The following is a 25,206-nucleotide window of genomic DNA, read 5'->3' as shown; positions in this document are numbered from 1 at the left end:
TATTGGCCTGTTAGATAACAGGCCTTTTTTGTGAGTAAAAAGATGAAAGCATTATCAAAACTTAAAGCTGAACCAGGGATCTGGATGACAGAAACGGCTAAACCGGAAGTTGGCCACAATGACTTATTAATTAAAATCCGCAAAACAGCGATCTGTGGTACGGATGTACATATCTACAAGTGGGACGAATGGTCACAAAATACCATTCCTGTACCTATGGTTGTGGGTCACGAATACGTTGGCGAAGTAGTGGATATGGGCCAAGAAGTACGTGGTTTTAAAGTGGGTGATCGCGTATCAGGTGAAGGCCATATTACCTGTGGCCACTGTCGTAACTGTCGTGCAGGCCGTGTTCACTTATGTCGTAACACCACGGGTGTAGGTGTAAACCGCGAAGGTGCATTTGCAGAGTACTTAGTTATTCCTGCATACAATGCGTTTAAGATTCCTGACAACATCCCAGATGAATTAGCATCAATTTTTGACCCATTTGGCAATGCTGTTCACACAGCGCTATCGTTTGATTTAGTCGGTGAAGATGTATTGATCACAGGTGCTGGCCCGATTGGTATAATGGCTGCAGCGGTAGCTAAACACGTTGGTGCCCGCCATGTGGTAATTACGGATGTAAACGAATACCGCTTAGACCTTGCACGTAAAATGGGTGCAACACGCGCTGTAAACGTGGCGAACGAGAAATTAGAAGATGTGATGAATGAGCTTGGCATGACAGAAGGCTTTGATATTGGCCTTGAAATGTCGGGTGTACCGAGCGCGTTTAACAGCATGCTAAATAACATGAACCATGGCGGTAAAATTGCCATGCTAGGTATTCCACCATCAGATATGGCGGTTGACTGGAATCAGGTTATTTTTAAAGGGTTAATCATTAAAGGTATTTATGGCCGTGAAATGTTTGAAACTTGGTACAAAATGGCAAGTTTGATTCAATCTGGCTTAGATTTATCACCAATTATTACTCACGAATTCCACATTGATGACTTCCAACAAGGCTTTGATACCATGATTTCAGGCCAGTCAGGCAAAGTTATTTTAAATTGGGATTAAGCTATCGCTTGATGATATTATAAAGGGAGCATTTGCTCCCTTTTTTATTGAGGTATATATGTCATACAAACATATTTCAGTGTCGCAAACAGCAGCACTTCTTACAAATGACAATGTTGTTATTGCCGATATTCGTGATCCAAATAGTTTCAGCTCCGCGCGTATTCCTGGCTCTGAGCGTCTGTCGAATGAGAATTTGGCACAATTTTTAAATGAAAAAGATTATGAGCAACCAATAGTTGTTGTGTGTTATCACGGTATTAGTTCACAAAGTGCTGCGAACTATCTGGTTGAGCAGGGTTTTGAAGATGTTTACAGCATGGACGGTGGCTTTGCCGCGTGGGGTACTGAGCAAGCAGACAATGTTGAGTCAGGTGCGTAATCATTGTGAAGCAACTTACCACGCTAAGTAATGTAAGGGCTGCACAAGGTTTTTGTGATTACCTCAATAGCATTAATATTCACTGTGAATCAAAGCCAATTAACAGTGAAACCGTTGTATTGCTGGTGTCAGAAAGTGATTTTGAAGCCGCTGAAAAAGAATTGGCGCACTTTCAAATCAACCCTAACCAAGCAAAGTATCTTGAGGCATCTTGGCAAGTTGGTTCAACCAATAGTGGACTAAGTTACGGCGGCAGTTCGCTTAATTTGATACCGCGATTTTTAAAGCTTTCATTACTTATTCAGAGCGTGTCATTGTTATCGATTTTGGTATATGGCGCGTTTGTTTTAGGTGGTTTTGAGTGGTTATTTCCATATCTTCAGTTTGCCCCTAACGCACCGCATACTTGGCTTGCGCCCACTATTATGCATTTCTCAGCAATGCATTTGATCTTTAACTTGATGTGGTGGATGTATCTTGGCGATAAAATAGCCCAACAATTAGGTAAACGCTTTTTAGTATTGATATTTATTATTACAGCACTTGCCAGTAATTGGCTGCAGTTTGCGTTTGTCGATGCAAATTTTGGTGGCTTATCAGGCGTGGTGTATGGTTTACTTGGGTTTTGCTGGTTGTATGGTCATATTACTGGCAATAGCAAATTAGCTGTTAGCCCATCCATTGTTGGCTTTATGTTGGTGTGGCTTGTACTTGGTTTTGCTGACGTGTTGTTTATCAATATGGCGAATTGGGCACATTTAGGCGGATTGATCGCCGGTGCTGTGCTTGGCGTGTTAGCGGCGAATAGTCATAAAAAAAGCAAAGTTAATTAACTTTGCTTTTTTCTAAGCTATATTTAGCTTAATAATACAGGTACTTAGTAAAAAGCACATCGTGCACAACTTCTTGCCCTGTTTCTTCTTTTAATAACTCTTTTATTCGCTCGCTGCAACGTTTGCGAATTTCCTCACGGCCAGTTAATGATTTAACGTGTTCTTCTTGCTCTTTGCTAATAATTTCAACAATCGCGTCGCGTAGTAAAGGTGAGTGGTGTTCAACCACTTCTAAATTGCCCATATCTTTAATCATTAGTTCAACGGTAACTCGCACATAGCCAAGCTTTTTATTCGATGTCGCAATGTAGTTTGTAATGATATCTGGCTCAAAGCCAAAATAACCAAAGTTAGACGCAGCCTCGGCCTTAGGCGTTGATAGTGATAAAAAAAGTGTAATTAGAAATATCGATAGGCTACGCATTGCGTGACTAACACCTTGTTTTTCCCATAGTAACTTAACAATAATAATACTTGATTATGGGCTTTTTACTAGTCACTTAAACGTAATTTAATTGAAAATTTAATTTACCATTTAGCTCACTGTTATCCAGTGCTAAAATGGTGCGATTTTTTTTCGCAGCAGGTTATTGTGGTAACTTTCCCTTTAGATATTTCGGCGCAGTGGCATCAAAACTTTACCCAGCTAAATAGTGTGCAGAGTGAGTGGTTGTTAGAAACCGGCTCGCTTACTGCAAAGTTGAAGCGAAGGTTTTCACAATTTAGTGTGCGCGTACTTAGTGAAAAGCACATTACGCTAAACGTACAGCAAGCCAATGTGTTAGGTACTAAACAGCAAACTGCGTTATGCCGCGAAGTTATTTTATATGGTGATGAAAAACCACGGGTGTATGCGCAAAGCTGGATCCCGCTTGAGCAATTAACTGACAATAGTCTGTTTTTAAATTTGGGGGAGCGTCCACTCGGTGAGTTTATTTTTCAGCACCCTAATTTAGTGCGGGAAGATTTAATGATCACCCAGTTTTCGGGCAGTGCACAACTTCACTCGTTATTACAAGACTTGTCACTTGAAATCTCTGATGTTTCAGCTCGCCGCAGTGTGTTTCATTTAGCAGACCTAAAACTGATGGTGTGTGAAGCCTTTTTACCAGGAGCATTTGAATAACCATGATCCAGCTAACATGGCAAAATCGTGATGCCTATAAAGCGTTAATGCGCACTGATAAACCAATCGGTACCTTGCTTTTGTTATGGCCAACATACTGGGCACTATGGCTAGCGAGTTCTGGTGTGCCAGATTTAACGATTTTGCTTATTTTTAGCGCAGGTGTATTTGTTATGCGCAGCGCTGGCTGTGTAATTAATGACTTTGCTGATCGTAAAGTGGATGGTTTGGTTAAACGCACTCATATGCGCCCATTGGCATCTGGTAAAGCAACACCAGCAGAGGCGATACAACTTTTTACTCTACTGATTTTAATAGCATTTATCTTGGTGCTATTTTTAAATTGGCAAACCGTATTACTGTCGCTTGGGGCGTTAGCATTAGCATTTTGTTATCCCTTTATGAAACGCTATACCCATTTGCCTCAAGTCGTGCTCGGCGCCGCATTTAGTTGGTCGATTCCAATGGCGTATATGGCTGTGCTTGGTGAAGTACCTGAAGAAGCGTGGTGGCTGTATTTTGCTAACCTCGTTTGGACTGTGGCATACGATACCATGTACGGCATGGTGGACAGGGACGATGATGTGAAAATTGGGGTTAAATCTACCGCTATTTTGTTTGGTCGTTTCGATAAAGCCGCGGTATTTATATTGCAAATCGCTTTTTTACTGACCTTAGTATTTATTGGTTTCAACCGCAATTTGCCATGGCCATTTGACGTTGGCGTGCTGCTATCAGCATTTTTGTTGGCGCATCAGCAAGTAAAAATTAAGCACCGCGACCGCGATGCTTGTTTTTGGGCGTTCTTAAACAATAATTACGTTGGGCTATTTGTCTTTATGGGCATAGCTGCAAGCTTTATTGGTTAGGGTCAACAAAGTTCGCACTTGAATTATTCTTTCTAAACCAACCAGCAATAGAGTAGCGTGTGCTACCAGCTGCTAATACTTCGTGCGGAAAACGTTCACTTTCAAAACAAATTAACGTACCAGCCTTAGGTGCTACTTTAGCGAGTGGTTCTTTGCCTTTTTCAGGGTAAATTAATAACTCGCCGCCTTGGCTTGGGGTATTTAAATAGCAAACTGTGGTAAATACACGGTTTGATTTACCTTTAAACGCATCTAAATGTTTTTTGTAAAAGTCACCTTGTTGATAAATTGCAAAATGGCATTCGTAATCAAATAGGCCAAGGTAGAAGCTTTGATTGATTGCTACTCTCATTTGCTCCATAAGGGCGAGGTAACTCGTTTCGGCAGCTGTGTCACCATTAAACCATTTTGTTTTATCGCTACGAATTGAGCTTGCTTGCTGTAAATCCTGATGGCGTCCAATTTTAGCGTGTTGAAATTGTGTTTCTTGCGCTTCACATTGCTGCTGTAATTGAGTTATTAACTCTGCAGAAATCGCATTTTCGATAATGCAATAGCCGTTTTCCGCTATGTTATCGAGCAGGTTGTCGAGGTGTAAAAAGGTCTCGGGTGAGCAGTTCATAAATAACGCCAAATGTAAAAATTGGCGTTATTTTAAAGAACATTGAGTCAGTTAGAAAGTTGCTTTTGCAAGTTCAATTTCAGGGCGAGCACCCGCTTCTAAAGTAATAAAGTTTAAAAGCTCAGAAATATTAGGTGCCGTTAGATTCGCTTTTGCAATTTGCAGCTCTAAGTTGAGTTTTTCAGATTGCTCAATCATTTCGCTTAAATTTACAAGTTCTTCATTGTTCGTCACTTGCTGCATTAAATCGAGTGTAGTGAGTGCTATGTGATTACGGTCGCTTAATTTATTAACCACTTGCTCAAACGTACCTAATCGCAATGAATCTTGTTTGTTAAGATTAGTTGCTGCCTGATTAATTAATTTACCAAGTGCTTGATTAGTACTTACTGTCGCCAACATAGGTAGTTTGGTTATTTGTGATAACTGTACCGGTGAACGTTGTAAAATAGGGTGCTCTTTATGGCAGAACATCACCACTTGTTCTGGCAGGCAAAACATTTCACCTGAGCTTGTTGTGATAGGCGCATTAATTGCTAAATCAAGTTGACCATTTCGAATATTCTGCAATAACGTGTCGGTATCTTGTAGTTGCATTTCAATTGAAATGTTCGGAAATTGTTGCATAAATTTGCCACACGCCTGTGGCACTAGGCCAATAGCTTCTGGGCTATACCCAATAACAATTTTTTCGTTTTTGGCTTCGGTAAATTTACTTAATTTTTGTTTAAGTAATGCATGATTATCGAGCGCTTGTTGGCAGTACTGTAAAAATACTTCGCCCGCGGCGGTTAGCTTAACCGAGCGCGTCGAACGTGTTAATAAATTGCAAGCGAGATCTAATTCAAGCGTTTGAATGCTGCGGGTAAGGGCTGATGTGCTTAAGTTACACACCTCTGCAGCTTTGCGAAAATGTTGATGATGGGCAAGTGCAATAAATTGTTCAAATTGCTCTATACGCATGATTACTCCTGTAAACTAAAATCCGTGATTGTTGCTAATGAGAACATAATTAGGGTACAAATACCATTGCTAAAGTGTAATTAATTATTAGAGTTATCATTCTACGTAAATGAATGATAACGAAGTTAAAAGTTACACATTAGAGCAAGACTTTGGACTTAGTAAAACACTACTTTAGTTTGTTGTGTTTTTTATTCAGTTTACCGACGTATTTTTAATATTGGTTAATGCGTCATTAGGAATAGTCGCAACCGTAAAGTTAAAACGTAAAAGTAAATAAAAAGGCTAAATGTTTTTCTTAATCGGGGAATTGATCTCTAATTGCTAAAAATTCATCGAGGTTATCAATAAAAATCTCAATTAGTTTGGGATCAAACTGCTTACCTTTTTCATCTTTTAACAGTGTAAGTATTTTATCGAGCGGCCAAGCGGGTTTGTAGCAGCGTTCGCTGCCAAGGGCATCAAACACATCTGCAAGTGCGGTAATACGTCCTGAAATATCAATATCTTCACCAGCAAGTTGCTGCGGATAACCCTTGCCGTCCCAGCGTTCATGGTGTTCGTACGCAATCGTCGCACCCTGTTTTAAAATTTCATTAGTTGAGTTTTTAAGTATGTCATAGCCAATCTCAGCGTGTGATTGCATGATTTCCCATTCTTGCGCGTCATGCTTGCCGGGTTTATTGAGGATATGATCTGGGATGGAGATTTTACCAATATCGTGTAGCGGTGAAGCAAGCTTGATAATTTCCGCCTGATACGGGGTTAACCCATACTTAATTGCAAGCAAATAACTATAATGGGCGACACGTTTTACGTGGCTGCCTGTTTCTTTACTGCGTTTTTCAACGGCTTCCCCAAGAATATAAGAGAGCTCTTTTTGTGATTCTCTAATGAGTTCACGCAACCGTAGGTTGTCGTATGCTAGGGCAATGTTATGAGCAAAAAACTCTAATAGTTGATGGTCTGACGCGTTTAAGTCTGACGATTTACTGACGTACAGCATAGTCTCTAAGCCGCCTTTTGTTGGGAAATAGCCAACATATTCCTGCGGTGTTTTAAACGATGACTTCGTATTGTGTGCTTGCTCGAATAAATTGCCAATTTCGCTTGGTATGTCTTGCTTTGTGTTATCAGCACCAGAGCAAGCTAGTAGTTTAAAATCTGTTGCATTATCGGTCTGCGAGTTGATTGCTGCGGCACAGTAAATCTCTTTATTGCTGTGGCCAATTACACCTGAAACATGCTCTAGGATCGAAGATGCAAATTCGTTAACCGTTTCACACTCTAAGAATTTAGCAGAAGCATTAATGATGTTTTCAAGTCCCAATTTATGTTGTTCAATAATGCAAATATCACGATAAGAACGAAGAGCAGAGTACAACAATGTTTTGAGTTTTATTGCAGTGAGTTCGGTTTTATTTTTGTAATCGTTAATATCATAATCACGAATCACAGACTCTTCGGGGGCTTCACCCGGTTGTCCGGTACGTAAAATCAGGCGAATATCGTGATTATCGGCGTCTTCGCGAATATAACGAATGAGATCCAAACCAGCGTGGCTTGTTTCCATCACTACATCCACTAACGCTACGGCAACCTCAGGCAACCCTTTAAGCATTTGCATTGCTTCAGCGGCAGTATATGCGTGGTGAAAAATCAGCCGCTTATCTTCAAACGTAAAGCCGTTTAGAACTAGCTTGGTGACCTGATGAATGTCTTCTTCATCGTCAACTACCAAAATATTCCAACTTTCGTCGTTTGACGCTTTTGCAATGTCATCAATTTGCTCGTCGGCAAATAGAAAGTCCGTCACAGTCGCTGCTCTAATTTATGAATCTTATTTAAAAGTATAGAAGCAAAAAACTAGAGTAGTGAAATATTAAATGTCACGAATATTACGCAGCATTTCAAGGCTAGGGCTGTTATGTGGCACTGTCGTCATTATCAATAACAGGTTTACTTTCGATATTATTGAGTTCGATTTCGATAGCCTGACAAGAGATGTGAATTTCGTAAAGTGACAACACCAAAGAATACAGCAAACACGCTAAACTTAAACCAAATAAGCCTGTACCCAGCAAGTTTTGTGTGAGAAATACAGCGAACATGGCTGCGGTGCAAAGCAAAAAGGAAAGAACACCAAAAAACTGCATGCGCCGAATCAAATTTAGGCGGTCGCGAAGGTTGGAGATTTGTGCTTTCACCATAGCGCGAATTTCATTGCCATTTTCACGTGAATTTAGTTGCCTAATAAGCTGTGCAAGTACCAAAAAACGGTTGGTATATGCTAGTAAAAGCAATGATATTGCTGGAAAAAGCAGTGCTGGGGTGGTTAAGTTTAGTTCAATTGTCATACCGTTTTAATAATTTCTTTTTTAGTAATAAATACTTATTTTCTTTATTTTACAACTAGGTTATTCCATCCGACTATATTGTAGGCTAGACTAAAGCGCAAAAATAACACGATTAAATCTCATCGCTATAGTAAGCAGTGCCAGATTTTATTGTCTACACTTATCTTTGATTTTTATTATTCATAACAACGAATGATAACAAAGAAACTTTATACGTAAATTGGATTACATTAGAGCAATAATAATAAAAAGCTCAAAGGGGGATACATGGGTGAAAATAAGAGCAAGCAGTTAAATGAAGTGCTGAGTGCTTTAAACAGTTTATCGCCTAGTGATGTGTTTAATCTTGCAGCAGAAAAAGTGAATGCAAGTCAAGAAAGTATCGAGCAACAGGTTGCTGACGCAATTGAGTTCGAACATCCGTATATTTCTGAATTAAGTCAAACCTTTACGACGAATATCGCGCCGATATTGCAAACTCTTTTACTGAGCGCGAGTCAACAGGCGCTAGAAAAAGGTCATCAAGCGGCAATGGTTCAACATCAAAATGATGAAGATGAGCACATTCAGCAGCTTGAAGCGCAACTTGCCGAATTTAAAAAGAAAGCAAATCAATTAGAGCTGGATAACGAATCGCTAGAAGAGGCGATTGCAGCGAAAGAAGCTGAGCTTGAAAAGGTAAGTGACGAATTAAGCTCTCAATCAGAGCAGCAACAAGGCGAACTAAGTGACAAAATTGCCGAGCTTACAGAAAGCCTTGAGCTTGCAGAGTCGCAGCTTCACAAACAAAAAGAACAGAACGAAGCGCAGTCGAACAAGCTAAAACAGCTGATTGAAGAGCGCAGAACAGAGCATCAGAGCCAAGATCAAAAGCTGGTTGAAGTGAAAAAAGTGTTTACAGATGAAATTGAGCTATTAAAGCAAGAATCAACCAGTAAAGACGAAGTTATCGCGGAATTAAAACAACAACTTGATGATGTAAGTGGTGAATTAGATTCAGTGCATGAGAAGCATCAATCACTGTCACAAGAAGCGAATAAAGACAGTGAAACATTGCGCTCGATGTTAGAAGATAAAGAGCAGTCACTACAACAATACGAGAAAGATAAAGCTGAACTTGAAAGCCAAGTGAAAGAGCAATCAGAGGTTGTTGGTAAACTTGAAGAGCAAAACAAACTGCTTTCATCTGATATTGAACAGCACAAAGAGCAAGTTAGCGAACTGTCTGAGAAGTTAACGCAAATCAGTCAAGAAAGTGAAGGTCGCTTCAACGATTTGAAGAAAGACTTGAGCCAAGAAGCAAGCGCGCTTAAAGAAAAAGTGAAAGCGCAAGCAGATGCACTTTCTGAAGAAACATCTAAAAACCAAGAGTTAATGGAAAAACTCACTCTGCTTGAAAACGCGAAGCAAGATGACCAAGATTTGATTTCGCAGTTACGCCGTCAGTTAGAAGCGCAAGATACTGCGCTTAACCGTGAACAAGGTCGTAACTCAAGCTTGCTAAGTCGTATTGAAAAAGATACTCAACAAGCACGTGGTGCTTATGAGTCAATACGTAGCGAAAACATTGGTTTAACGGACCGCGTGGAAGAGCTTGAAGCAAAAGTAACCGAATTTAAGCTTAAGTTTGAATACGCACAGAAACAGCTTAATCAAGAATAATAGTTAGAATAGAAAAAAGGCGTGCTATTTAGCACGCCTTTTTTTATGTGTTTTAAGCTGAATCTTGCTACAATTCGCCTAATTAAATTTTAGACTGAACAATAATGAAAAAACCTAATAACTTTCAGCGCATTCGCGAACTAAACTATGTACAGCAGGCATCATTAGCAGCGGCAATGATTGAACGAATGCTGCCTAATTATTTGTTATTTAGTGAAGCGTTAGAGTTTGGTAATGGCACAGAGTTGCGTAATGCTCTTAACTCATTGTGGGAAAAACTATTATTGCCAAAAGCTAAAATTAGCTTAGAAAAATTAAACGAAAAGGTTGAACAAAATACGCCTGATCTCAACGACTTTGATATGTTTGGCGTATACCCTGCAATTGATACGTGTACTGCGTTAATTACCTTAATTAATGGTATGCAGCAAAAAGAAGAAGCTAACTTTGTTGATGTGTGCAAAATATCACAAGCAAGTGTGGCGAAGTTTATCGAATATCAATTAACATCTGAAGGTGAAATAGCCGATAACGCAGCGCTTCGTGCTCACCCTCTAATGGCATACGAAATGGAAGTGCTGGCAGAGTTGATTGATAAAGTTGAGTCGTTTGAACGTATCGATAAAGATGCAATGAAAGCGTTAAAACAATTAGCAATTGCTGATGGTCAAAGCAATATCGGTATTGAAATTTAACGCTTTTATTGGCTACTTGGTCGCTAACAAGTAGCTCGTAACCTGACCAAAATTCTTTTCCTTTAAAATTTGCCAGCCGTCTGGGAAATTCAAGTTTACTAATTCTTTTTCGACTTCCAAATACACAACCGCATCGTTATTTAGCAAATTATTGTCAGCTAATAAGTGACAGGTTTTTTCTGCTAAATTTTTGCGAAAGGGGGGATCAATAAATACTAAGTCGAATTTATCAGCTAGTTTGGGCAGAACCTCTAAACTGTTCCCATGTTTTAATGTGGTATTTTCTGCTTTAAGTACATTGATATTTTCAGCGATCTGTCGATGTGCTGTTGCATCCAGTTCAATAAACGTTACTTTGTCGGCGTAGCGAGACAGAGCTTCGAATCCTAAACCACCTGAACCTGCAAAACAATCTAACACATTGGCATTGCTGGTGTATGGCATCAACCAGTTAAATACGGTTTCCTTCACTCTATCTGTTGTAGGTCTCAAGCCTTCAACATCATGCACTTTTAACTTTCTCGAACGGAACTTGCCGCCAATAATTCTAATTTGACCAGAATTGTTTGTTGGCTTGTTTTTTTGCTTGTGTGATCGCATTACAAATTTACTTACAGAATTAGACTAAAAAACCAATATGATTTTTTTCATTCACCGGTGAAAGTGATACCATATTGGGAATTGTAGTTTATCAGAATTTTGTGATTGGTATTTAACTTAAATGGCAAAAAATAAATTTTTATCTTGGCTTGGCTTCGGCAAAAAAGACGAGCAACAGCAGCAAGAAGAAGCACGCCTAGCGGCAGAAGAACAAGCGCGATTAGAAGCGGAAGAAAAGGCACGTTTAGAAGCTGAGGCTGAAGAAAAACGCCAAGCGGAAGAAGCAGCACGTTTAGCAGCTGAGGCGGAAGAAAAACGCCAAGCTGAGCAAGCTGCACGCTTAGCAGCTGAGGCAGAAGAAAAACGCCAAGCAGAGCAAGCGGCACGTTTAGCAGCTGAGGCGGAAGAAAAACGCCAAGCCGAAGAAGCGGCACGAATAGCTGCTGAGGCGGAAGAAAAACGCCAAGCCGAAGAAGCGGCACGTTTAGCTGCTGAAGCGGAAGAAAAACGCCAAGCAGAGCAAGCGGCACGTTTAGAAGCTGAAGCAGAAGAAAAACGTCAGGCTGAGCAAGCAGCTCGTTTAGCAGCTGAGACGGAAGAAAAGCGTCAAGCAGAAGAGGCCGCTCGTTTAGCTGCTGAGGCGGAAGAAAAACGCCAAGCAGAAGAGGCTGCACGAATAGCTGCTGAGGCGGAAGAAAAGCGCCAATCAGAAGAAGCTGCACGATTAGCAGCTGAGGCAGAAGAAAAGCGCCAAGCAGAAGAAGCTGCACGAATAGCTTCTGAGGCGGAAGCAAAGCGCCAAGCGGAAGAGGCTGCACGAATAGCTGCTGAGGCGGAAGAAAAATGCCAAGCAGAAGAAGCGGCACGAATAGCTGCTGAAGCGGAAGAAAAACGCCAAGCAGAAGAAGCTGCACGAATAGCTGCTGAGGCTGAAGAAAAGCGCCAAGCAGAAGAAGCTGCACGAATAGCTGCCGAGGCGGAAGAAAAACGCCAAGCGGAAGAAGCAGCTCGTTTAGAAGCTGAAGAACAAGCTAAACAGCAAGTTGAAAAAAGTACAGAACCTAAACTTGGCTTCTTTGGTCGCTTGAAAAAAGGCTTACTTAAAACAAAGCAAAACATCGGTGCAGGTTTTGCCAATATTTTTAGCGGTAAAAAAATCGATGATGAGCTATTTGAAGAGCTCGAGACACAACTGCTTACAGCTGACGTAGGTGTTGATACAACGCTCAAACTAATTGATAGCTTAACGGATGCAGCCGACCGTAAACAGCTAAAAGATGGTGATGCACTATACGGCTTATTAAAAGAAGAAATGTCTTCAATGTTAGCAAGTGCAGATAAACCGCTTGTGATTGAAAACAGCGATGGTCCATTTGTTATCTTAATGGTGGGTGTAAACGGCGTAGGTAAAACAACAACCATTGGTAAGCTAGCTAAGCAATTCCAAGCTGAAGGTAAGTCGGTTATGTTAGCTGCGGGTGACACATTCCGTGCAGCTGCGGTAGAGCAGTTACAAGTGTGGGGCGAACGTAACGATATTCCTGTTATTGCGCAGCACACCGGCGCTGATAGTGCATCTGTTGTGTTTGATGCATTGCAAGCAGCGAAGGCTCGTAACGTGGATGTATTAATTGCCGATACTGCGGGTCGTTTACAAAACAAAGATCACTTAATGCAAGAGCTAGAAAAAATTGCACGTGTGATGAAAAAGCTTGATGTGAATGCGCCACATGAAGTGATGCTAACTATCGATGCAGGTACTGGTCAAAACGCAATTAGCCAAGTAAAACTATTTGATCAAGCTGTAGGCCTGACAGGGATCAGCTTAACGAAATTAGACGGTACAGCCAAAGGTGGTGTTATTTTTGCGGTGGCCGACCAATTTAACATTCCAATTCGCTACATAGGTGTGGGTGAAGGTATTGATGATTTACGTACCTTTAATAGCACAGACTTTATTGAGGCTCTGTTTAGCGAAGAGTAATTCAACGACATAATTATAATAATGATAAAATTTCAACAGGTAAGTAAAACATACCCAGGTGGCCATAAAGCAATTGAGAAAGTTAGTTTTCACTTACAACCCGGTGAACTCGCTTTCTTGACTGGCCACAGTGGGGCAGGGAAAAGCACCTTACTTAAACTGATCAGCTTGATGGAACGTCCATCTGCTGGTGAGGTATATATAAATGGTGTGCTACTAAATAAAGTAACGGCAAAGCAAGTGCCTTATGTTAGGCGCGATATTGGCGTTATTTTTCAAAACCACCGATTGCTCGACCGTTACTCGGTATTCGATAATGTGGCGTTGCCACTGGTTATTGCTGGCAGTCATCGCCGTGATATCGAAAAACGAGTGCATGCAGCCCTCGATAAAGTAGGGCTGTTAAATAAAGCACGCTGTGCACCAGAAACCCTATCGGGTGGTGAACAACAACGCGTTGGTATTGCGCGGGCAATTGTTAATTCACCGCCTATTTTACTAGCCGACGAACCTACCGGTAACTTAGATCCTGAGTTGTCAGTTGAAATTTTAAAACTGTTTGAAGAATTCAATCAACATGGCACAACTGTGCTTATTGCTACCCACGATTTAGGCTTAATAGCGCGTATGAAGTACCGCAGCTTAACCTTGAAGGCAGGCAATTTAGTCACCGATCCACTTATGGGAGGTGCATAATGAGTTTATTGTTTAAAGGCCGTAAAAGTCAGGGTGAACAGGTTCAACACTCTTATTTTATGGGGCTGTACTTTGCCTTTATGAATACCATTCGCCAAGGTGTACACAGCCTAGGTGAATTGTGGCGAACGCCAGTTGCATCACTGATGACTATTGCAGTTCTCGGGCTTAGTTTAACCCTGCCTACCACTTTGTATGTGGTAGTTAAGAATGTGCAAAAGGTAAGTAGCGGTTTTGACAATGCAGCTGAAATTTCACTGTTTTTAAAACAAGACATCTCTGACAAAGAATCAAGTGCACTGATTAAGCGCCTGTCTCTTTATAACGAAGTAAAAGATGTGCGTTTTATTTCAAAGCAAGATGCATTAGAAGAGTTTAAAGTGGCGTCGGGTTTTGGTGAAGCGCTTAATTACCTCGACGAAAATCCACTACCCAGTGTTGTTTTAGTCACACCGAATAGCCAATTTACCAAACCAGAAGCGGCACGCGAATTGCTCGATAAACTCGAGCGAGAGCGAGATGTTGATTTTGGCAAACTCGATATTGAGTGGTTAGAAAGACTTAATGCACTACTTAGTTTATTGCGTGAAAGCGTGCTTACAATTGCATTTTTGCTATTAACTTCAGTGGTGTTGATTGTAGGTAATACTATTCGCTTGTCTATTATGGATAAGAAACAAGAAATACAGCTAATGAAGCTCGTTGGTGCAACCAACCATTTTATTCAAGCCCCGTTTTTGTGGACAGGCATTTGGTATGGCATAGTAGGTGGTTTTATTGCTTTTCTAGCGGTATTGATGATGTTGCTTTGGCTTGATAATGCCGTTACGCAAGTTGTGGGCGTTTATAACGCTAACTTCAACTTACAGGGACTCAATTTTAGTGAATTTCTTGTACTGCTAGGGCTTGCTGTTTGTTTAGGTTTATTTGGTTCGTTTTTATCTGTTAAGCGCTATATCGACGCCATTGAACCAAACGAAGTGTAATGCCAGTATTACGTTTTACAATAAAACTACATTTAAAATTGTCGATATTTCAGGTCATTAGTTTTTTCTTACAAGTTTCACGGAACTTTAACTTGAATTCCTGCTCAAAACCTGTAAATTCAGATTAGCACTCTAGTTAAGAGAGTGCTAAAATTGAGAAAGTTTGTTACTCCACCTGAGGTGAAATATGACAAAAGAGATGAATGCCCTAACACTTAGTATGCCGCAAAACGCAGGTAGCATTGAAAGCTATCTACAAGCTGTAAGCACTATTCCTATGCTAAGTGCGGATGAGGAAAAGGCATTGGCAGAGAAGCTACAGGACAGTGGCGACCTTAATGCAGCACGTGCGTTAATTATGTCACACCTTAGATTTGTAGCGCATATCGCGAAAAGTTACTCGGGTTATGGTTTACCGCAGGCAGATCTTATCCAGGAAGGTAACGTTGGCCTAATGAAGGCTGTAAAACGTTTTGACCCAACTGTAGGTGTACGCTTAGTATCGTTTGCTGTTCACTGGATTAAAGCTGAAATTCATGAATATGTGCTGAAAAACTGGCGCATCGTAAAAGTAGCAACAACTAAAGCACAGCGTAAGTTGTTCTTTAACCTTCGTAAAAACAAAAAGCGTTTAGGCTGGTTTAATCACGAAGAAGTACAAACGGTTGCTAACGAATTAGGTGTATCTGAAAAAGATGTACGTGAAATGGAATCACGTATGAGCAGTCAAGATATGGGCTTTGACCTAAACGCTGATGAAGACGACGGCGCAACACAGTCACAGTTTTCACCTGTTCAGTACTTAACAGACCAATCGTCTGACTTAGCTGAAACAGTTGAAGAAGAGCAGTGGCAAGATAATTCAAACCAACGTTTATTCTCAGCGTTAAATACGTTAGATGACCGCTCACAAGATATTATTCGTGCACGCTGGTTAGCTGAAGAGAAAGAAACGCTGCAAGACCTCGCTGCTAAATACCAAGTATCAGCAGAGCGTGTTCGCCAGTTAGAAAAATCAGCTATGAAAAAGCTACAAAACTTAATGGCGTAATTGCTAATTACAGCCAAAGAGAGAAAAGCCGCATTTGCGGCTTTTTGAATATTTAGCGTCGGCTACAAAAAGGAAACCTTAAATTGTATCTTCCGGTTCACCTAGTGCAGTAATCAGCGCTTCTAGCATTTGCTTAATTTCATCGCTTGAAAGCATAAAGTCAGCATCTAGCTTAACTGCCATATCTTCTTTTGGAATATCAGCGTTTTCTTCTTTTAACAGCTCTGCGTAGTTTACACGTTTAATTGAGCCATCTTCTTGCAGTACAAAGCGAATGCGCTCCATCCAATCTAGCGCTAACTTTGTAACCACTTTACCGTTATCTAAGTGATTTTTTACTTCGTCAGAGGCAAGGTCATGCTGTTTAAGTACTACCTTAGCGCCGTTTTCTTCTGGTTCAACAAGCTCTGCATCAAGACCAATGGTAAATTGCTCTGGAGCTTCGTCTTTCGCTAACCAATTTGTTAAAAATAAGCCTAAATCATAGTTTACGAAAGCAGGTACTACAGGCAGTGAACCAAGTGATTTACGAAGTAGTGCAAGTAACTCTTCTGCTTTATTGAAACTTGCACTGTTAACTACCATCCAGCCTTTTTCTAAGTCGATAAAGGCAAACTGTAAGCTTGATTTTTTAAACGCCTGAGGTAGTAAAGAATGCACTAAGTTTTCTTTTAACTCGTCTTTCTCTTTTTTCTTAACAGGGCGGTTTTCGCTGTTTTCGATTTGTTCTACTTTCTCTGCTAGAAGATCATTGATCACAGCTGGCGGTAGTACTTTTTCTTCACGTTTAGCGCAAAGCAGAATGCTTTTTTTACTAAAGTGCGACAGCATTTGGCCATGTTTACCAAGTGCTTTGGTCCAGCCAAAGGTGCTTAAATCTTGGCTGCCACATGGGCGAAATTTATCTTGCTCGAGTGCTTTTTCAAATTCGTCTTGGTTGTAATCAACATCTTGTTTGAAGCGATAGCAAATTAGGTTACTAAACCACATGAAAGGATCCTTGAAATTGTATTGGCAAAACCAATTTCGTTATAAATTTTGCTAAGCGTATCAGGGTTACAAACAATAAAAAAGCGCCTTTCAGCGCTTCTTTATCAATTGAGCAATTAATCCACCAATGGGTAAGAGTCTGGACTTGGCATATCCTTAGGGAAGGTGATTTTATAGCACAAGCCTTTGCCTGGTTCGCTGGTTGCTGTGATATCGCCAGCTAGCGTTTGTTTTACTAAGTTAAAAGTAATGTGCGTGCCAAGACCACTGCCACCTTGCTCGCGACGTGTTGTGTAGAATGGGTCAAATAGATTTTCTAGCTGCTCAGCTTCAACACCACGGCCGTTATCTTTAAAGGTAATGGCAACTTCGCCATCTTGCTCTTGAATATTAATATCAATGGTACCTGCATTGATGCCTTCAAAACCATGAATTAGTGAATTCATAATCAGGTTGGTAAAAATTTGACTAATTGCCCCAGCAGGCAAGTTGAGTAGTAAATCTTCCGGACAATGAATATTAATTTTATGCATTGTCTTTTTAAGTTTCGGGTGAAGCGAGCGAATAATCTCGTTAAGGTATTCTTTTAAGTTAATTTGACGCACCGCTTCACTGGCTTGGTCTACCGCAATTTGCTTAAAGCTAGCAACAAGCTCAGATGCGCGCTCTAAGTTAGTCGTTAATAGGGCAGTACTTTGTTTTGCGTCGGCAATAAACTCTTCAAGCGCTTTTGGTGAGAGAGTTTTTTCTGCGTATGCCGCTTCTACTTGTGCCAAGCGCTCTTGTAAAAACGATGTGGCGGTTACGCCAATACCAACGGGTGTATTAATGTCGTGGGTAATACCTGCAACTAAACCACCCAATGCCGCCATTTTTTCAGAGCCAACTAAGCGCTCCTGCGCCATATTTAATTCATCTACATACTTAGTAAGTTCGTCCTGCTTAACGAGTAATTCGCCTTCCGTGGTTTTGCGGCGATCGACTTCTTCCGTAAGTACCAACTTTTGTTTTTCAAGTTCGTATTTCTGTTGCTGTAAATCCATCATTGCTTGGCTTAGGTTTGATGTTTTGCGTGCAACTTCTTGTTCTAAAAGTAAGTTTTGTTGGTCGAGCTTTTCGTTTGTTTTTACAAGCTGTCGTTGTGTTGATTCGAGTTGGTCTTTATAACTTACCACTTTATCAATCAGCTTATTGAACGAATGCTCCATAATTTTTAGTTCGTTGTGCTCAGTGGTTTCTATGCTTACGCGCGCACCTTCAAGGTTATCGAGCTCTAATTCTTCAATTTGCTGGGTTAAGTCTGTTAATGGCTCGGTAAGCAGGCGTCTGAATGCCATTAAAAATAAAATAATTAGGAAAGTAGTTTTGATTAAGGCATTACCGACTAAAAAGTACAGCGATACCATAATGCGGCTAAACACCACTTCGCGGCTTGAAAATAGTGTTACGTCACCTACTTGTGTCGCGCGACCTGAAAATTCAAATACTAGCGGAAAGGTGTAACCAAATAGGCCTGAACTGGTATGTTGAACAAGCACGGCTTCTTGCACGAGTTGCGACTCGTAGCGTTCAACAATATCAATTGATTGACCTATTTGTGAAATAATTTCACCGTTATCATCGCGAACAATTACCCCTTCGATAGAGGGGATTGCAAGTAAACCCTCGGCAATAGTGCGGGTTTGCTGCGTATTTAGCTCCCAAATGGCGCGCGTTAAGCTGCCGGAAAAGGTTTTTTGTAAGGTGGAAAGTTCGTTTTGAATGTGATCTTTTGAATTATGGTATTCAGCGATTACTTGACCGCAAGTTACGATAAACGTAAGTACAAAATATACTGAGAGTACGCTGGTTAACAAGCGTTTAGAAAGACTTTTGCTTAACATTGAATTAACCAGAACCTCATTATTGTAATTTTATCATGTTCGCCATTAAAGTTAGCTAATTTTGACCTAAAAATAAATACGAAAGTGGTTAAATAAATCGAATAAATAAAAGCTTAGTTCATTTTAACCAGCTCTACTGACATTTTTGTTAAATAATTTGATCTAATCACGGCATAACGTAACTAGCACGCATAAATCTTGCAATTACCGCGTTTACTCATATTATGGCTATATTATTACGGTTTTTATTGGTTTTATTTTGTCTAGTACATTTCCCGTACTTGTGTGTGATGACTCGTTAATTGCGCGAAAGCAAGTAGCGCGTTATTTCAAAAATCACAATGACTTTGTTGTTAGCCAAGCCCAGAACGGGCAAGAGGCACTCAACTTATTGCGCCAGCAAGAGTTCGGTTTGTTGTGCCTAGATTTGACTATGCCAGTTATGGACGGTCTTGGCGTGTTAGCTAATTTAAAAGCCGAAAAAATTCACTTACATACCATTATTATTTCTGCCGATATTCAACCTGAAATGAAACAGCGAGTGGCTGAGTTTGGCGTACTAGGATTTATTGAAAAACCATTTAAAGATGAAGCGTTTTCATCACTTTTGCATAAATTTGGCATTCGTTGATTTATTATAGTGCTAAATGGAATAAATTATCTTTTTTTTATAGTTGACATATCTTTGACGATTCGGCAGTCTAAAGGCCATGAAACAAATCAATTTAGTACACACCACCATTATTACAACCATTATCCTAACTGGATAGTGGCATAGGTCTGTACGCAAAATTTAAAGGCCTGTGCTCACTACGAGCACAGGCCTTTTTCGTTTTTGGAATGGGGAAAAAGAATGAAGGTATTAAAATTTGGAGGCTCGTCTCTTGCTGACTTTGCCTGTTTAAAGCAGGTAGCTGAACTTGCCAAAGGTCAACTTGAAGACCAAATGTTGTTAGTGTTATCTGCACCTGGCGGTATGACTGACAGTCTTGTTGAGCTATCTGAACTAGCTGAAAAAGGGCAAGATTATTCAGCAGCATGGCAAGCACTCGTTACGCGTAGTGAAGGCCTTAAAGCGCAGGCGTCAGAGGTTGCAGTTGTAACTAATTGGCCTAATTTTGATGAGCTAAAACAAAAACTCGATGGAGTTGCGTTAATCGGGTATTGCCCAGCACAAGTAAAAGCTTACGTTATAAGCTTTGGTGAGCGCCTCAGTGTATCGCTGATGCAAGCGCTGTTAAATGAGTTATCGCCTGTTTACCTTGAAGCCACTAAGTGCATTGCATCAAACAACAACTATTTAGATGCTGAAGTTGATTTAACACAATCAAAACAGCAATTTGCAAAGCAATTAGCAGAGCAGCCAAGCAAGGTTTATATTATGCCGGGCTTCACTGCCGCAAGCGAGCAAGGTGAGTTAACAACCCTTGGTCGTAATGGTTCTGATTACTCTGCAGCGATAGCTGCAGTCTGTGTTGATGCTAAAATCTGCCAAATTTGGACAGATGTAGACGGTGTTTATAGCGCTGATCCGCGTTATATCAAATCGGCAATGAAAATTGATAGCTTAAGCTACAAAGAAGCCATGGAGCTTTCTTACTTTGGCGCTAAAGTACTTCACCCTAAAACAATTTTACCGTGTGCAAAATATGGCGTGCCGTGTGAGATTAAAAATACGCATGATCCTGATGTACCAGGCTCGCTTATCAGTGCGCAGTCAAGCTCAAACGGTGAGCCTGTAAAAGCGCTTTCGAGCTTACAAGATCTTGCAATGATCACGGTGTCTGGCCCTGGTATGAAAGGTAAAGTGGGCATGGCATCGCGCGTATTTAGCGCATTAGCGCAAGATGAAATCTCAATTGTGTTAATCACACAGTCATCGTGCGAATTCAGCATTAGTTTTTGTGTATATCAAGCTGATTTAGCTAAAGCCACAAATGCACTTGAGCAAGCATTCGCGTTAGAAGCGCAAGCAGGCCTGATAGAACCATTCCAAATCGAACAAAATTTAGCAATTGTGACTTTAGTTGGCGACAACATGAAAGCCCATAAAGGCCTTGCTGCTAAGTTCTTTGCATCACTTGCGCAAGCACAAGTTAACATTGTTGCGATTGCGCAAGACTCGACAGAAAGCGCGATTTCAGCGGTAATTGATGGTCAATCTTGTAATGATGCAGTGAAAGTATGTCATGAAAACTTCTTTACTCATGTGCCTTCTATCGATGTATTTTTACTCGGCTGTGGTTTGGTTGGTAAAGAGCTGGTTAGCCAGCTACAACGCCAGCAAGAATGGCTGCAAAAACGTAATATCAAACTAAATTTGTATGGCGTTGCAAACTCGCGTCAAATGCTACTTGATAGTGACGGCGTAGATTTTGAAAACTGGCAAATGCAACTTGCTGATTCACAGCAGAGCTTTGATTTAAAAGCGGTTGAGCAATTTGTTAAAGAAAACCATTTAATTAACCCTGTGCTTGTTGATTGTTCATCATCACAGTTCTTAGCAGAGCAGTATTTAGACTTTATTAATGCAGGCTTCCACGTAGTAGCTGCAAATAAAAAAGCAAATACAAGCTCTCAGGCATATTACCAATCGCTGGTATCTGCCACACAAAAAACAGGTCGTAAATTCTTATACGAAACAAATGTAGGTGCTGGCTTACCTGTGCTTGATAACTTGCAGCTGCTGTTTGGCGCAGGTGACAAATTACTTAGCTTTAACGGTATTTTAAGTGGTTCACTGTCGTATATGTTTGGTGTAGTTGAAGATGGCTTAAGTTTAAGCGCAGCAACTAAACAAGCAAAAGACAATGGTTTTACAGAGCCTGATCCGCGAGATGATTTATCCGGTATGGATGTAGCGCGTAAGTTACTTATTATTGCCCGTGAATCTGGACTACAGCTTGAGCTTGATGATATTGACGTTGAACCTGTGGTATCACCAGAATTTGCTGAAGGTGCAAGTGTTGATGAGTTTATGGCACGACTACCTGAACTTGATTCTGAATTTACAGCGCGCGTTGAATCAGCAAAAGCGGATGGCAAAGTACTGCGTTATGTTGGTTCAATCGAAGATGGCAAATGTAAAGTAGGTATTCAAGCAGTAAGCAAAGAAGATGCGCTTAACAGTGTACGCGACGGTGAAAATGCACTGGCAATCTTAAGTCAATACTACCAGCCAAAACCATTTGTCATTCGTGGTTATGGCGCTGGCGCAGAAGTTACTGCGGCAGGCGTATTTGCTGACATTTTAAAAACATTGCCGTAGGAGAGGGTGATGATTGAAGTTTATGCACCCGCATCCAGTGGTAATTTTGCCGTTGGTTTTGACTTACTTGGCGCAGCACTTGCGCCAGTAAGTGGCGCGCTACTTGGTGATATTGTTGCAATTGGCGCAAGCGATTCAGGCCAAGACGAATTTGTATGTAGTGGAAAATACGCTGAAAAGCTGGCTGGTCCTAAAGAGGATAACCTTGCATATCAGTGTTTAGTGCATTTCCGTGAAAATGTTTCAAGCGATATGCCAGCATGTAAACTGGAATTAAAGAAGAACTTACCGGTTGGCTCGGGCTTAGGTTCAAGTGCGTGCTCTGTGGTTGCTGCATTTGCGGCACTTGATAAGTTTGCTAACACTAATCTTTCACAAAAACAGTTATTGGCATTAATGGCTGATTTTGAAGAAAAAGTTAGTGGCGGTCGCCACTACGATAACATTGCACCTTGTTATTTGGGTGGTTTGCAATTGTGCGGTGATTTAGTACCAAACAATTCATTGGCATTACCAACAGATGAAAATTGGCAATTAGTTGTTGCCTACCCAGGCTTTGCACTGAATACCGCAAAAGCACGCGCTGTGCTGCCAAAAGAAGTCAGCATGCATACCAGCATTAATTATGGTCAGCGCTTAAGCGCGTTTACCGCGTTATGTTTTAGCGGGCAATTTGATAGCGCAATAGAACTAATGAAAGACGAGCTTGCTGAGCCATATCGCCAATCATTAATTGCAGGGTTTAGCGAAGCCAAAGCGGCATTACCAGAATTAGGTGCAGAAGTGGTTGCCATTTCTGGCGCAGGTCCAACGCTTTTGGCTTTAACAAAAAGTGAAGCGCAAGCACAAGCAATAGACGCTTGGTTAAAAGAAAATTATTTGAATGAAAACGGTTTTAGCCACATTTGTAAAATAGATAACCGTGGCACACGTGTACTAGAAAAAGGAGAAAGTGATGTTATTGCATAATCTAAAAGACGCCGAGCAGAAGGTATCGTTTGTAGAGGCGGTAAAAGTAGGATTAGGCAACAATCAAGGTGTCTTTTTCCCAAATAGCCTAGTACCGCTAAGCAATGTTGATGAATTACTTGAGCTTGATTTTGTCGCGCGTAGCAGCAAAATTTTATCGCATTTAATAGGTGATGAGTTGCCAGAAAGTACCGTACAGCAAATGGTACAAAATGCCTTTAACTTTCCAGCAGAACTGGTAAAAGTTGAAGATAATGTTTACTGCCTTGAGCTGTTTCATGGTCCAACGCTTGCGTTTAAAGACTTTGGCGGCCGTTTTATGGCGGAGTGCTTGTCGGTATTCAATGAAGGTAACAAAACCACAATTTTAACGGCAACAAGTGGCGACACAGGTGCTGCTGTGGCACATGCGTTTTACGGTAAAAAAGACATTGATGTGGTGATTTTATACCCGAAAGGTAAAATCTCACTAGCGCAGCAAAAACTGTTCACAACGCTTGGCAATAATATTCATTGCTACGCAGTAGATGGCAGCTTTGATGATTGCCAAGCGATGGTTAAACAAACGTTTTTAGATGATGAAGTAAAACAGCGCTTAGGTTTAAACTCAGCAAACTCAATCAATATTAGCCGATTACTTGCACAGGTATGTTACTACTTTGAAGCAGTGGCAAAATTACCTAAAGCAGCGCGCGCAAAAGCGCATATCTCGGTACCAAGTGGTAACTTTGGTAATGTGTGTGCTGCAATGATTGCTGCAAGTTTAGGTTTACCAGTGGCTAAGCTTTCAGCAACGACAAACCAAAATGATACAGTACCGCGCTATTTAGCATCAAAAGAATGGACGCCAAATGCAACGCTAGAATCGTTATCAAATGCGATGGACGTAAGTAAGCCAAATAACTGGCCACGCGTGCAGTTTATGCTAGATAACAACTGGTTTAGCTACGATAACTTTTATTCGCACAGTGTTGATGAAGCAGAAACGAAAGTGGTAATGCACGATGTTTATGCTAAAGGGTACTTAGCTGAGCCGCATACGGCAATTGCTTACCAAGGCTTAAAACAAGATTTAGCTGCTGATGGGGTTGGCATCTTTTTATCAACAGCTCACCCAGCTAAATTTAAAGAGTCAGTTGAAGACATTCTTTCGATTGAATTAGATATGCCAAAACCACTTGCTGATGCATTAGCAAAACAGTGTTTAGCAGAAGACCTAGTTAACGACTATCAAGTGCTTCGTGAAAACATTTTGGCAAAACTTGGTTAATCCTTTTTAATCTGTTGATTGAAATACCCAGCCGCTACAAGTTAGCGGCTTTTTTATGGCATACTGACAGCAAAAATAACCGACAAAGAATTTTATGACTACTTGGACAGATGTACTCGCAGTTGAAAAGCAGCAAGACTACTTTAAAGACACACTCGACTATGTTGCCAAAAAGCGCGCAGAGGGGGTTAATGTATTTCCGCCTGCGGATGAAGTGTTTAGTGCGTTTTCAAGCACCGCGTTTGAAGATGTGAAAGTAGTGATTTTGGGGCAAGACCCATATCATGGCCCAAACCAAGCGCATGGCTTGGCGTTTTCAGTAAAACCGGGTATTAAAGCGCCTCCATCTTTGGCCAACATGTATAAAGAATTAGCAACTGATATCGACGGTTTTACTATACCCAATCATGGTTATTTGCAGGCGTGGGCAGAGCAGGGAGTGCTATTACTCAATACGGTATTAACCGTTGAGCAAGGCCAAGCCCATTCGCATAAAAAACTCGGTTGGGAAACGTTCACCGACCGTGTTATAGCTGCATTAAATGAACATGGTGATGGTATAGTGTTTTTACTTTGGGGTTCGCATGCGCAAAAAAAAGGACGTCATATCGATACTACTAAGCATGTTGTTTTCAATGGGCCGCATCCGTCACCGCTTTCTGCCTATCGCGGCTTTTTTGGTTGTAAGCATTTCTCTAAAGCAAATGGTGCTTTAATTGCGATGGGTAAAACTCCAATTAATTGGCTGTTACCAAAAGAGGTTTAACAAGCAATAAAAAAGGCTCGTAAGAGCCTTTTTTGATTTGACCTTTATATTGTTTAGATGACTAAATCATCAAGGTCAATGTCGTCTAAAGAACCGTATTCTTCGAGTTCTTTTTTCAGTCTATGTCTTTCCTTTAACGCTTCTATTTCGCGCCATTTGCGCTTTT

General features: G+C 40.8%; 25 protein-coding genes. 16 read left to right on the top strand and 9 right to left on the bottom strand.

Annotated elements, in window-relative coordinates:
• Positions 1-42: 42 nt before the first annotated feature.
• The 3 genes from tdh to glpG are packed head-to-tail and all read left to right on the top strand — an operon-like array spanning position 43 to position 2,283.
• Positions 43-1,068 carry an L-threonine 3-dehydrogenase gene (gene tdh, locus ACHSBP_RS19975; RefSeq protein WP_054978625.1) on the top strand — a complete coding sequence of 342 codons (1,026 nt, stop codon included), beginning with the start codon at positions 43-45 and terminating at the stop codon, positions 1,066-1,068.
• Between the two features lie 58 nt (positions 1,069-1,126).
• Positions 1,127-1,450, top strand: coding sequence for a thiosulfate sulfurtransferase GlpE (gene glpE, locus ACHSBP_RS19970; RefSeq protein ID WP_100912840.1), 324 nt, complete (start codon positions 1,127-1,129; stop codon positions 1,448-1,450).
• 5 nt (positions 1,451-1,455) lie between these two features.
• Complete coding sequence (glpG, locus tag ACHSBP_RS19965) at positions 1,456-2,283, top strand: rhomboid family intramembrane serine protease GlpG (RefSeq protein ID WP_395390260.1); 828 nt, start codon at positions 1,456-1,458, stop codon at positions 2,281-2,283.
• A 28-nt stretch (positions 2,284-2,311) separates the two neighbouring features.
• On the opposite strand, the gene ACHSBP_RS19960 is transcribed toward glpG, so the two are convergent.
• On the bottom strand, positions 2,312-2,707 hold the full coding sequence (locus tag ACHSBP_RS19960; protein WP_395390259.1) for a flagellar basal body-associated protein FliL: 396 nt from the start codon (positions 2,705-2,707) through the stop codon (positions 2,312-2,314).
• Positions 2,708-2,875: 168 nt separating this feature from the next.
• On the opposite strand from ACHSBP_RS19960, the gene ACHSBP_RS19955 reads away from it, so the two are divergent.
• Both ACHSBP_RS19955 and ubiA read left to right on the top strand, forming a co-directional pair.
• Positions 2,876-3,409, top strand: a complete 534-nt coding sequence (locus ACHSBP_RS19955; RefSeq protein ID WP_395390258.1) for a chorismate--pyruvate lyase family protein — start codon at positions 2,876-2,878, stop codon at positions 3,407-3,409.
• Positions 3,410-3,411: 2 nt separating this feature from the next.
• Positions 3,412-4,278, top strand: coding sequence for a 4-hydroxybenzoate octaprenyltransferase (gene ubiA, locus ACHSBP_RS19950; protein WP_395390257.1), 867 nt, complete (start codon positions 3,412-3,414; stop codon positions 4,276-4,278).
• Here the strand turns inward: ubiA and ACHSBP_RS19945 are convergent.
• The 4 genes from ACHSBP_RS19945 to ACHSBP_RS19930 form a co-directional block, all read right to left on the bottom strand.
• Complete coding sequence (locus ACHSBP_RS19945) at positions 4,268-4,900, bottom strand: 2OG-Fe(II) oxygenase (RefSeq protein WP_395390256.1); 633 nt, start codon at positions 4,898-4,900, stop codon at positions 4,268-4,270. The two genes, ubiA and ACHSBP_RS19945, sit on opposite strands and share 11 nt — an antisense overlap.
• 51 nt (positions 4,901-4,951) lie before the next feature.
• A complete protein-coding gene (locus tag ACHSBP_RS19940) occupies positions 4,952-5,863 on the bottom strand; it encodes a LysR family transcriptional regulator (RefSeq protein ID WP_395390255.1) in 912 nt (303 codons plus the stop codon).
• A 298-nt stretch (positions 5,864-6,161) separates the two neighbouring features.
• Positions 6,162-7,679, bottom strand: coding sequence for a DUF3369 domain-containing protein (locus tag ACHSBP_RS19935; RefSeq protein ID WP_395390254.1), 1,518 nt, complete (start codon positions 7,677-7,679; stop codon positions 6,162-6,164).
• A gap of 109 nt (positions 7,680-7,788) precedes the next feature.
• Positions 7,789-8,220: a DUF2721 domain-containing protein gene (locus ACHSBP_RS19930; RefSeq protein ID WP_138634940.1), complete on the bottom strand. Its 432-nt coding sequence runs from the start codon at positions 8,218-8,220 to the stop codon at positions 7,789-7,791.
• A gap of 267 nt (positions 8,221-8,487) precedes the next feature.
• Here ACHSBP_RS19930 and ACHSBP_RS19925 point away from each other — a divergent pair, with 267 nt between their 5' ends.
• Together ACHSBP_RS19925 and ACHSBP_RS19920 are read left to right on the top strand one after the other, a co-directional pair.
• Positions 8,488-9,882, top strand: coding sequence for a hypothetical protein (locus ACHSBP_RS19925; protein WP_395390253.1), 1,395 nt, complete (start codon positions 8,488-8,490; stop codon positions 9,880-9,882).
• 104 nt (positions 9,883-9,986) lie between these two features.
• Positions 9,987-10,577 (top strand): YjaG family protein, encoded by a 591-nt coding sequence (locus tag ACHSBP_RS19920; protein WP_395390252.1) that lies wholly within the window; start codon positions 9,987-9,989, stop codon positions 10,575-10,577.
• Positions 10,578-10,589: 12 nt separating this feature from the next.
• Here the strand turns inward: ACHSBP_RS19920 and rsmD are convergent, their stop codons facing one another.
• Positions 10,590-11,177 carry a 16S rRNA (guanine(966)-N(2))-methyltransferase RsmD gene (gene rsmD, locus ACHSBP_RS19915; RefSeq protein WP_105170831.1) on the bottom strand — a complete coding sequence of 196 codons (588 nt, stop codon included), beginning with the start codon at positions 11,175-11,177 and terminating at the stop codon, positions 10,590-10,592.
• A 121-nt stretch (positions 11,178-11,298) separates the two neighbouring features.
• On the opposite strand from rsmD, the gene ftsY reads away from it, so the two are divergent.
• From ftsY to rpoH, 4 genes are all read left to right on the top strand, one after another.
• Entirely contained in the window at positions 11,299-13,161 is a 1,863-nt protein-coding gene (gene ftsY / locus ACHSBP_RS19910; protein WP_395390251.1) for a signal recognition particle-docking protein FtsY, read from the top strand.
• A 21-nt stretch (positions 13,162-13,182) separates the two neighbouring features.
• Positions 13,183-13,857 carry a cell division ATP-binding protein FtsE gene (ftsE, locus tag ACHSBP_RS19905; protein ID WP_010560835.1) on the top strand — a complete coding sequence of 225 codons (675 nt, stop codon included), beginning with the start codon at positions 13,183-13,185 and terminating at the stop codon, positions 13,855-13,857.
• Positions 13,857-14,843, top strand: a complete 987-nt coding sequence (ftsX, locus tag ACHSBP_RS19900; protein WP_010560834.1) for a permease-like cell division protein FtsX — start codon at positions 13,857-13,859, stop codon at positions 14,841-14,843. Before ftsE ends, ftsX begins: the two co-directional genes overlap by 1 nt.
• 187 nt (positions 14,844-15,030) lie before the next feature.
• Positions 15,031-15,894: an RNA polymerase sigma factor RpoH gene (gene rpoH, locus ACHSBP_RS19895; protein ID WP_010560833.1), complete on the top strand. Its 864-nt coding sequence runs from the start codon at positions 15,031-15,033 to the stop codon at positions 15,892-15,894.
• A gap of 78 nt (positions 15,895-15,972) precedes the next feature.
• Here rpoH and rdgC read toward each other — a convergent pair whose 3' ends face one another.
• Together rdgC and ACHSBP_RS19885 are read right to left on the bottom strand one after the other, a co-directional pair.
• Positions 15,973-16,884 (bottom strand): recombination-associated protein RdgC, encoded by a 912-nt coding sequence (gene rdgC, locus ACHSBP_RS19890; RefSeq protein WP_395390250.1) that lies wholly within the window; start codon positions 16,882-16,884, stop codon positions 15,973-15,975.
• 116 nt (positions 16,885-17,000) lie between these two features.
• Positions 17,001-18,767, bottom strand: coding sequence for an ATP-binding protein (locus ACHSBP_RS19885; protein WP_054978612.1), 1,767 nt, complete (start codon positions 18,765-18,767; stop codon positions 17,001-17,003).
• A 259-nt stretch (positions 18,768-19,026) separates the two neighbouring features.
• Between ACHSBP_RS19885 and ACHSBP_RS19880 the strand changes: the two genes are divergently transcribed.
• From ACHSBP_RS19880 to ung, 5 genes are all read left to right on the top strand, one after another.
• The gene (locus tag ACHSBP_RS19880) at positions 19,027-19,398 is read left to right on the top strand and encodes a response regulator (RefSeq protein WP_395390249.1); all 372 of its coding nucleotides are present in this window, start codon (positions 19,027-19,029) and stop codon (positions 19,396-19,398) included.
• A 222-nt stretch (positions 19,399-19,620) separates the two neighbouring features.
• Positions 19,621-22,035, top strand: a complete 2,415-nt coding sequence (gene thrA, locus ACHSBP_RS19875; RefSeq protein ID WP_395390248.1) for a bifunctional aspartate kinase/homoserine dehydrogenase I — start codon at positions 19,621-19,623, stop codon at positions 22,033-22,035.
• Between the two features lie 9 nt (positions 22,036-22,044).
• Entirely contained in the window at positions 22,045-23,004 is a 960-nt protein-coding gene (gene thrB, locus ACHSBP_RS19870) for a homoserine kinase (protein ID WP_395390247.1), read from the top strand.
• Positions 22,991-24,274, top strand: coding sequence for a threonine synthase (gene thrC / locus ACHSBP_RS19865; RefSeq protein ID WP_395390246.1), 1,284 nt, complete (start codon positions 22,991-22,993; stop codon positions 24,272-24,274). The genes thrB and thrC overlap by 14 nt, the downstream gene beginning before the upstream one ends.
• A 94-nt stretch (positions 24,275-24,368) precedes the next feature.
• On the top strand, positions 24,369-25,040 hold the full coding sequence (gene ung / locus ACHSBP_RS19860) for a uracil-DNA glycosylase (RefSeq protein WP_395390245.1): 672 nt from the start codon (positions 24,369-24,371) through the stop codon (positions 25,038-25,040).
• A 53-nt stretch (positions 25,041-25,093) separates the two neighbouring features.
• On the opposite strand, the gene ACHSBP_RS19855 is transcribed toward ung, so the two are convergent.
• A partial coding sequence (locus ACHSBP_RS19855; RefSeq protein WP_395390336.1) for a DUF3545 family protein occupies positions 25,094-25,206 on the bottom strand: 113 nt, incomplete at its 5' end.

It is taken from the genome of Pseudoalteromonas sp. XMcav1-K, from assembly GCF_044005875.1.
Taxonomy (GTDB): Bacteria; Pseudomonadota; Gammaproteobacteria; order Enterobacterales; family Alteromonadaceae; genus Pseudoalteromonas; species Pseudoalteromonas spongiae.
This window is presented reverse-complemented; position numbering and strand designations above follow the sequence as displayed.

Coding starts and splice junctions, on each gene's coding strand:
- ACHSBP_RS19920 (WP_395390252.1), top strand. CDS start 9,987: ATGAAAAAACCTAATAACTTTCAGCGCATTCGCGAACTAAACTATGTA.
- tdh (WP_054978625.1), top strand. CDS start 43: ATGAAAGCATTATCAAAACTTAAAGCTGAACCAGGGATCTGGATGACA.
- ACHSBP_RS19930 (WP_138634940.1), bottom strand. CDS start 8,220: ATGACAATTGAACTAAACTTAACCACCCCAGCACTGCTTTTTCCAGCA.
- ubiA (WP_395390257.1), top strand. CDS start 3,412: ATGATCCAGCTAACATGGCAAAATCGTGATGCCTATAAAGCGTTAATG.
- rdgC (WP_395390250.1), bottom strand. CDS start 16,884: ATGTGGTTTAGTAACCTAATTTGCTATCGCTTCAAACAAGATGTTGAT.
- rsmD (WP_105170831.1), bottom strand. CDS start 11,177: ATGCGATCACACAAGCAAAAAAACAAGCCAACAAACAATTCTGGTCAA.
- thrA (WP_395390248.1), top strand. CDS start 19,621: ATGAAGGTATTAAAATTTGGAGGCTCGTCTCTTGCTGACTTTGCCTGT.
- glpE (WP_100912840.1), top strand. CDS start 1,127: ATGTCATACAAACATATTTCAGTGTCGCAAACAGCAGCACTTCTTACA.
- ACHSBP_RS19960 (WP_395390259.1), bottom strand. CDS start 2,707: ATGCGTAGCCTATCGATATTTCTAATTACACTTTTTTTATCACTATCA.
- ftsE (WP_010560835.1), top strand. CDS start 13,183: ATGATAAAATTTCAACAGGTAAGTAAAACATACCCAGGTGGCCATAAA.
- ftsY (WP_395390251.1), top strand. CDS start 11,299: ATGGCAAAAAATAAATTTTTATCTTGGCTTGGCTTCGGCAAAAAAGAC.
- ACHSBP_RS19945 (WP_395390256.1), bottom strand. CDS start 4,900: ATGAACTGCTCACCCGAGACCTTTTTACACCTCGACAACCTGCTCGAT.
- ACHSBP_RS19885 (WP_054978612.1), bottom strand. CDS start 18,767: ATGTTAAGCAAAAGTCTTTCTAAACGCTTGTTAACCAGCGTACTCTCA.
- ftsX (WP_010560834.1), top strand. CDS start 13,857: ATGAGTTTATTGTTTAAAGGCCGTAAAAGTCAGGGTGAACAGGTTCAA.
- ACHSBP_RS19940 (WP_395390255.1), bottom strand. CDS start 5,863: ATGCGTATAGAGCAATTTGAACAATTTATTGCACTTGCCCATCATCAA.
- rpoH (WP_010560833.1), top strand. CDS start 15,031: ATGACAAAAGAGATGAATGCCCTAACACTTAGTATGCCGCAAAACGCA.
- ACHSBP_RS19925 (WP_395390253.1), top strand. CDS start 8,488: ATGGGTGAAAATAAGAGCAAGCAGTTAAATGAAGTGCTGAGTGCTTTA.
- thrB (WP_395390247.1), top strand. CDS start 22,045: ATGATTGAAGTTTATGCACCCGCATCCAGTGGTAATTTTGCCGTTGGT.
- thrC (WP_395390246.1), top strand. CDS start 22,991: ATGTTATTGCATAATCTAAAAGACGCCGAGCAGAAGGTATCGTTTGTA.
- ung (WP_395390245.1), top strand. CDS start 24,369: ATGACTACTTGGACAGATGTACTCGCAGTTGAAAAGCAGCAAGACTAC.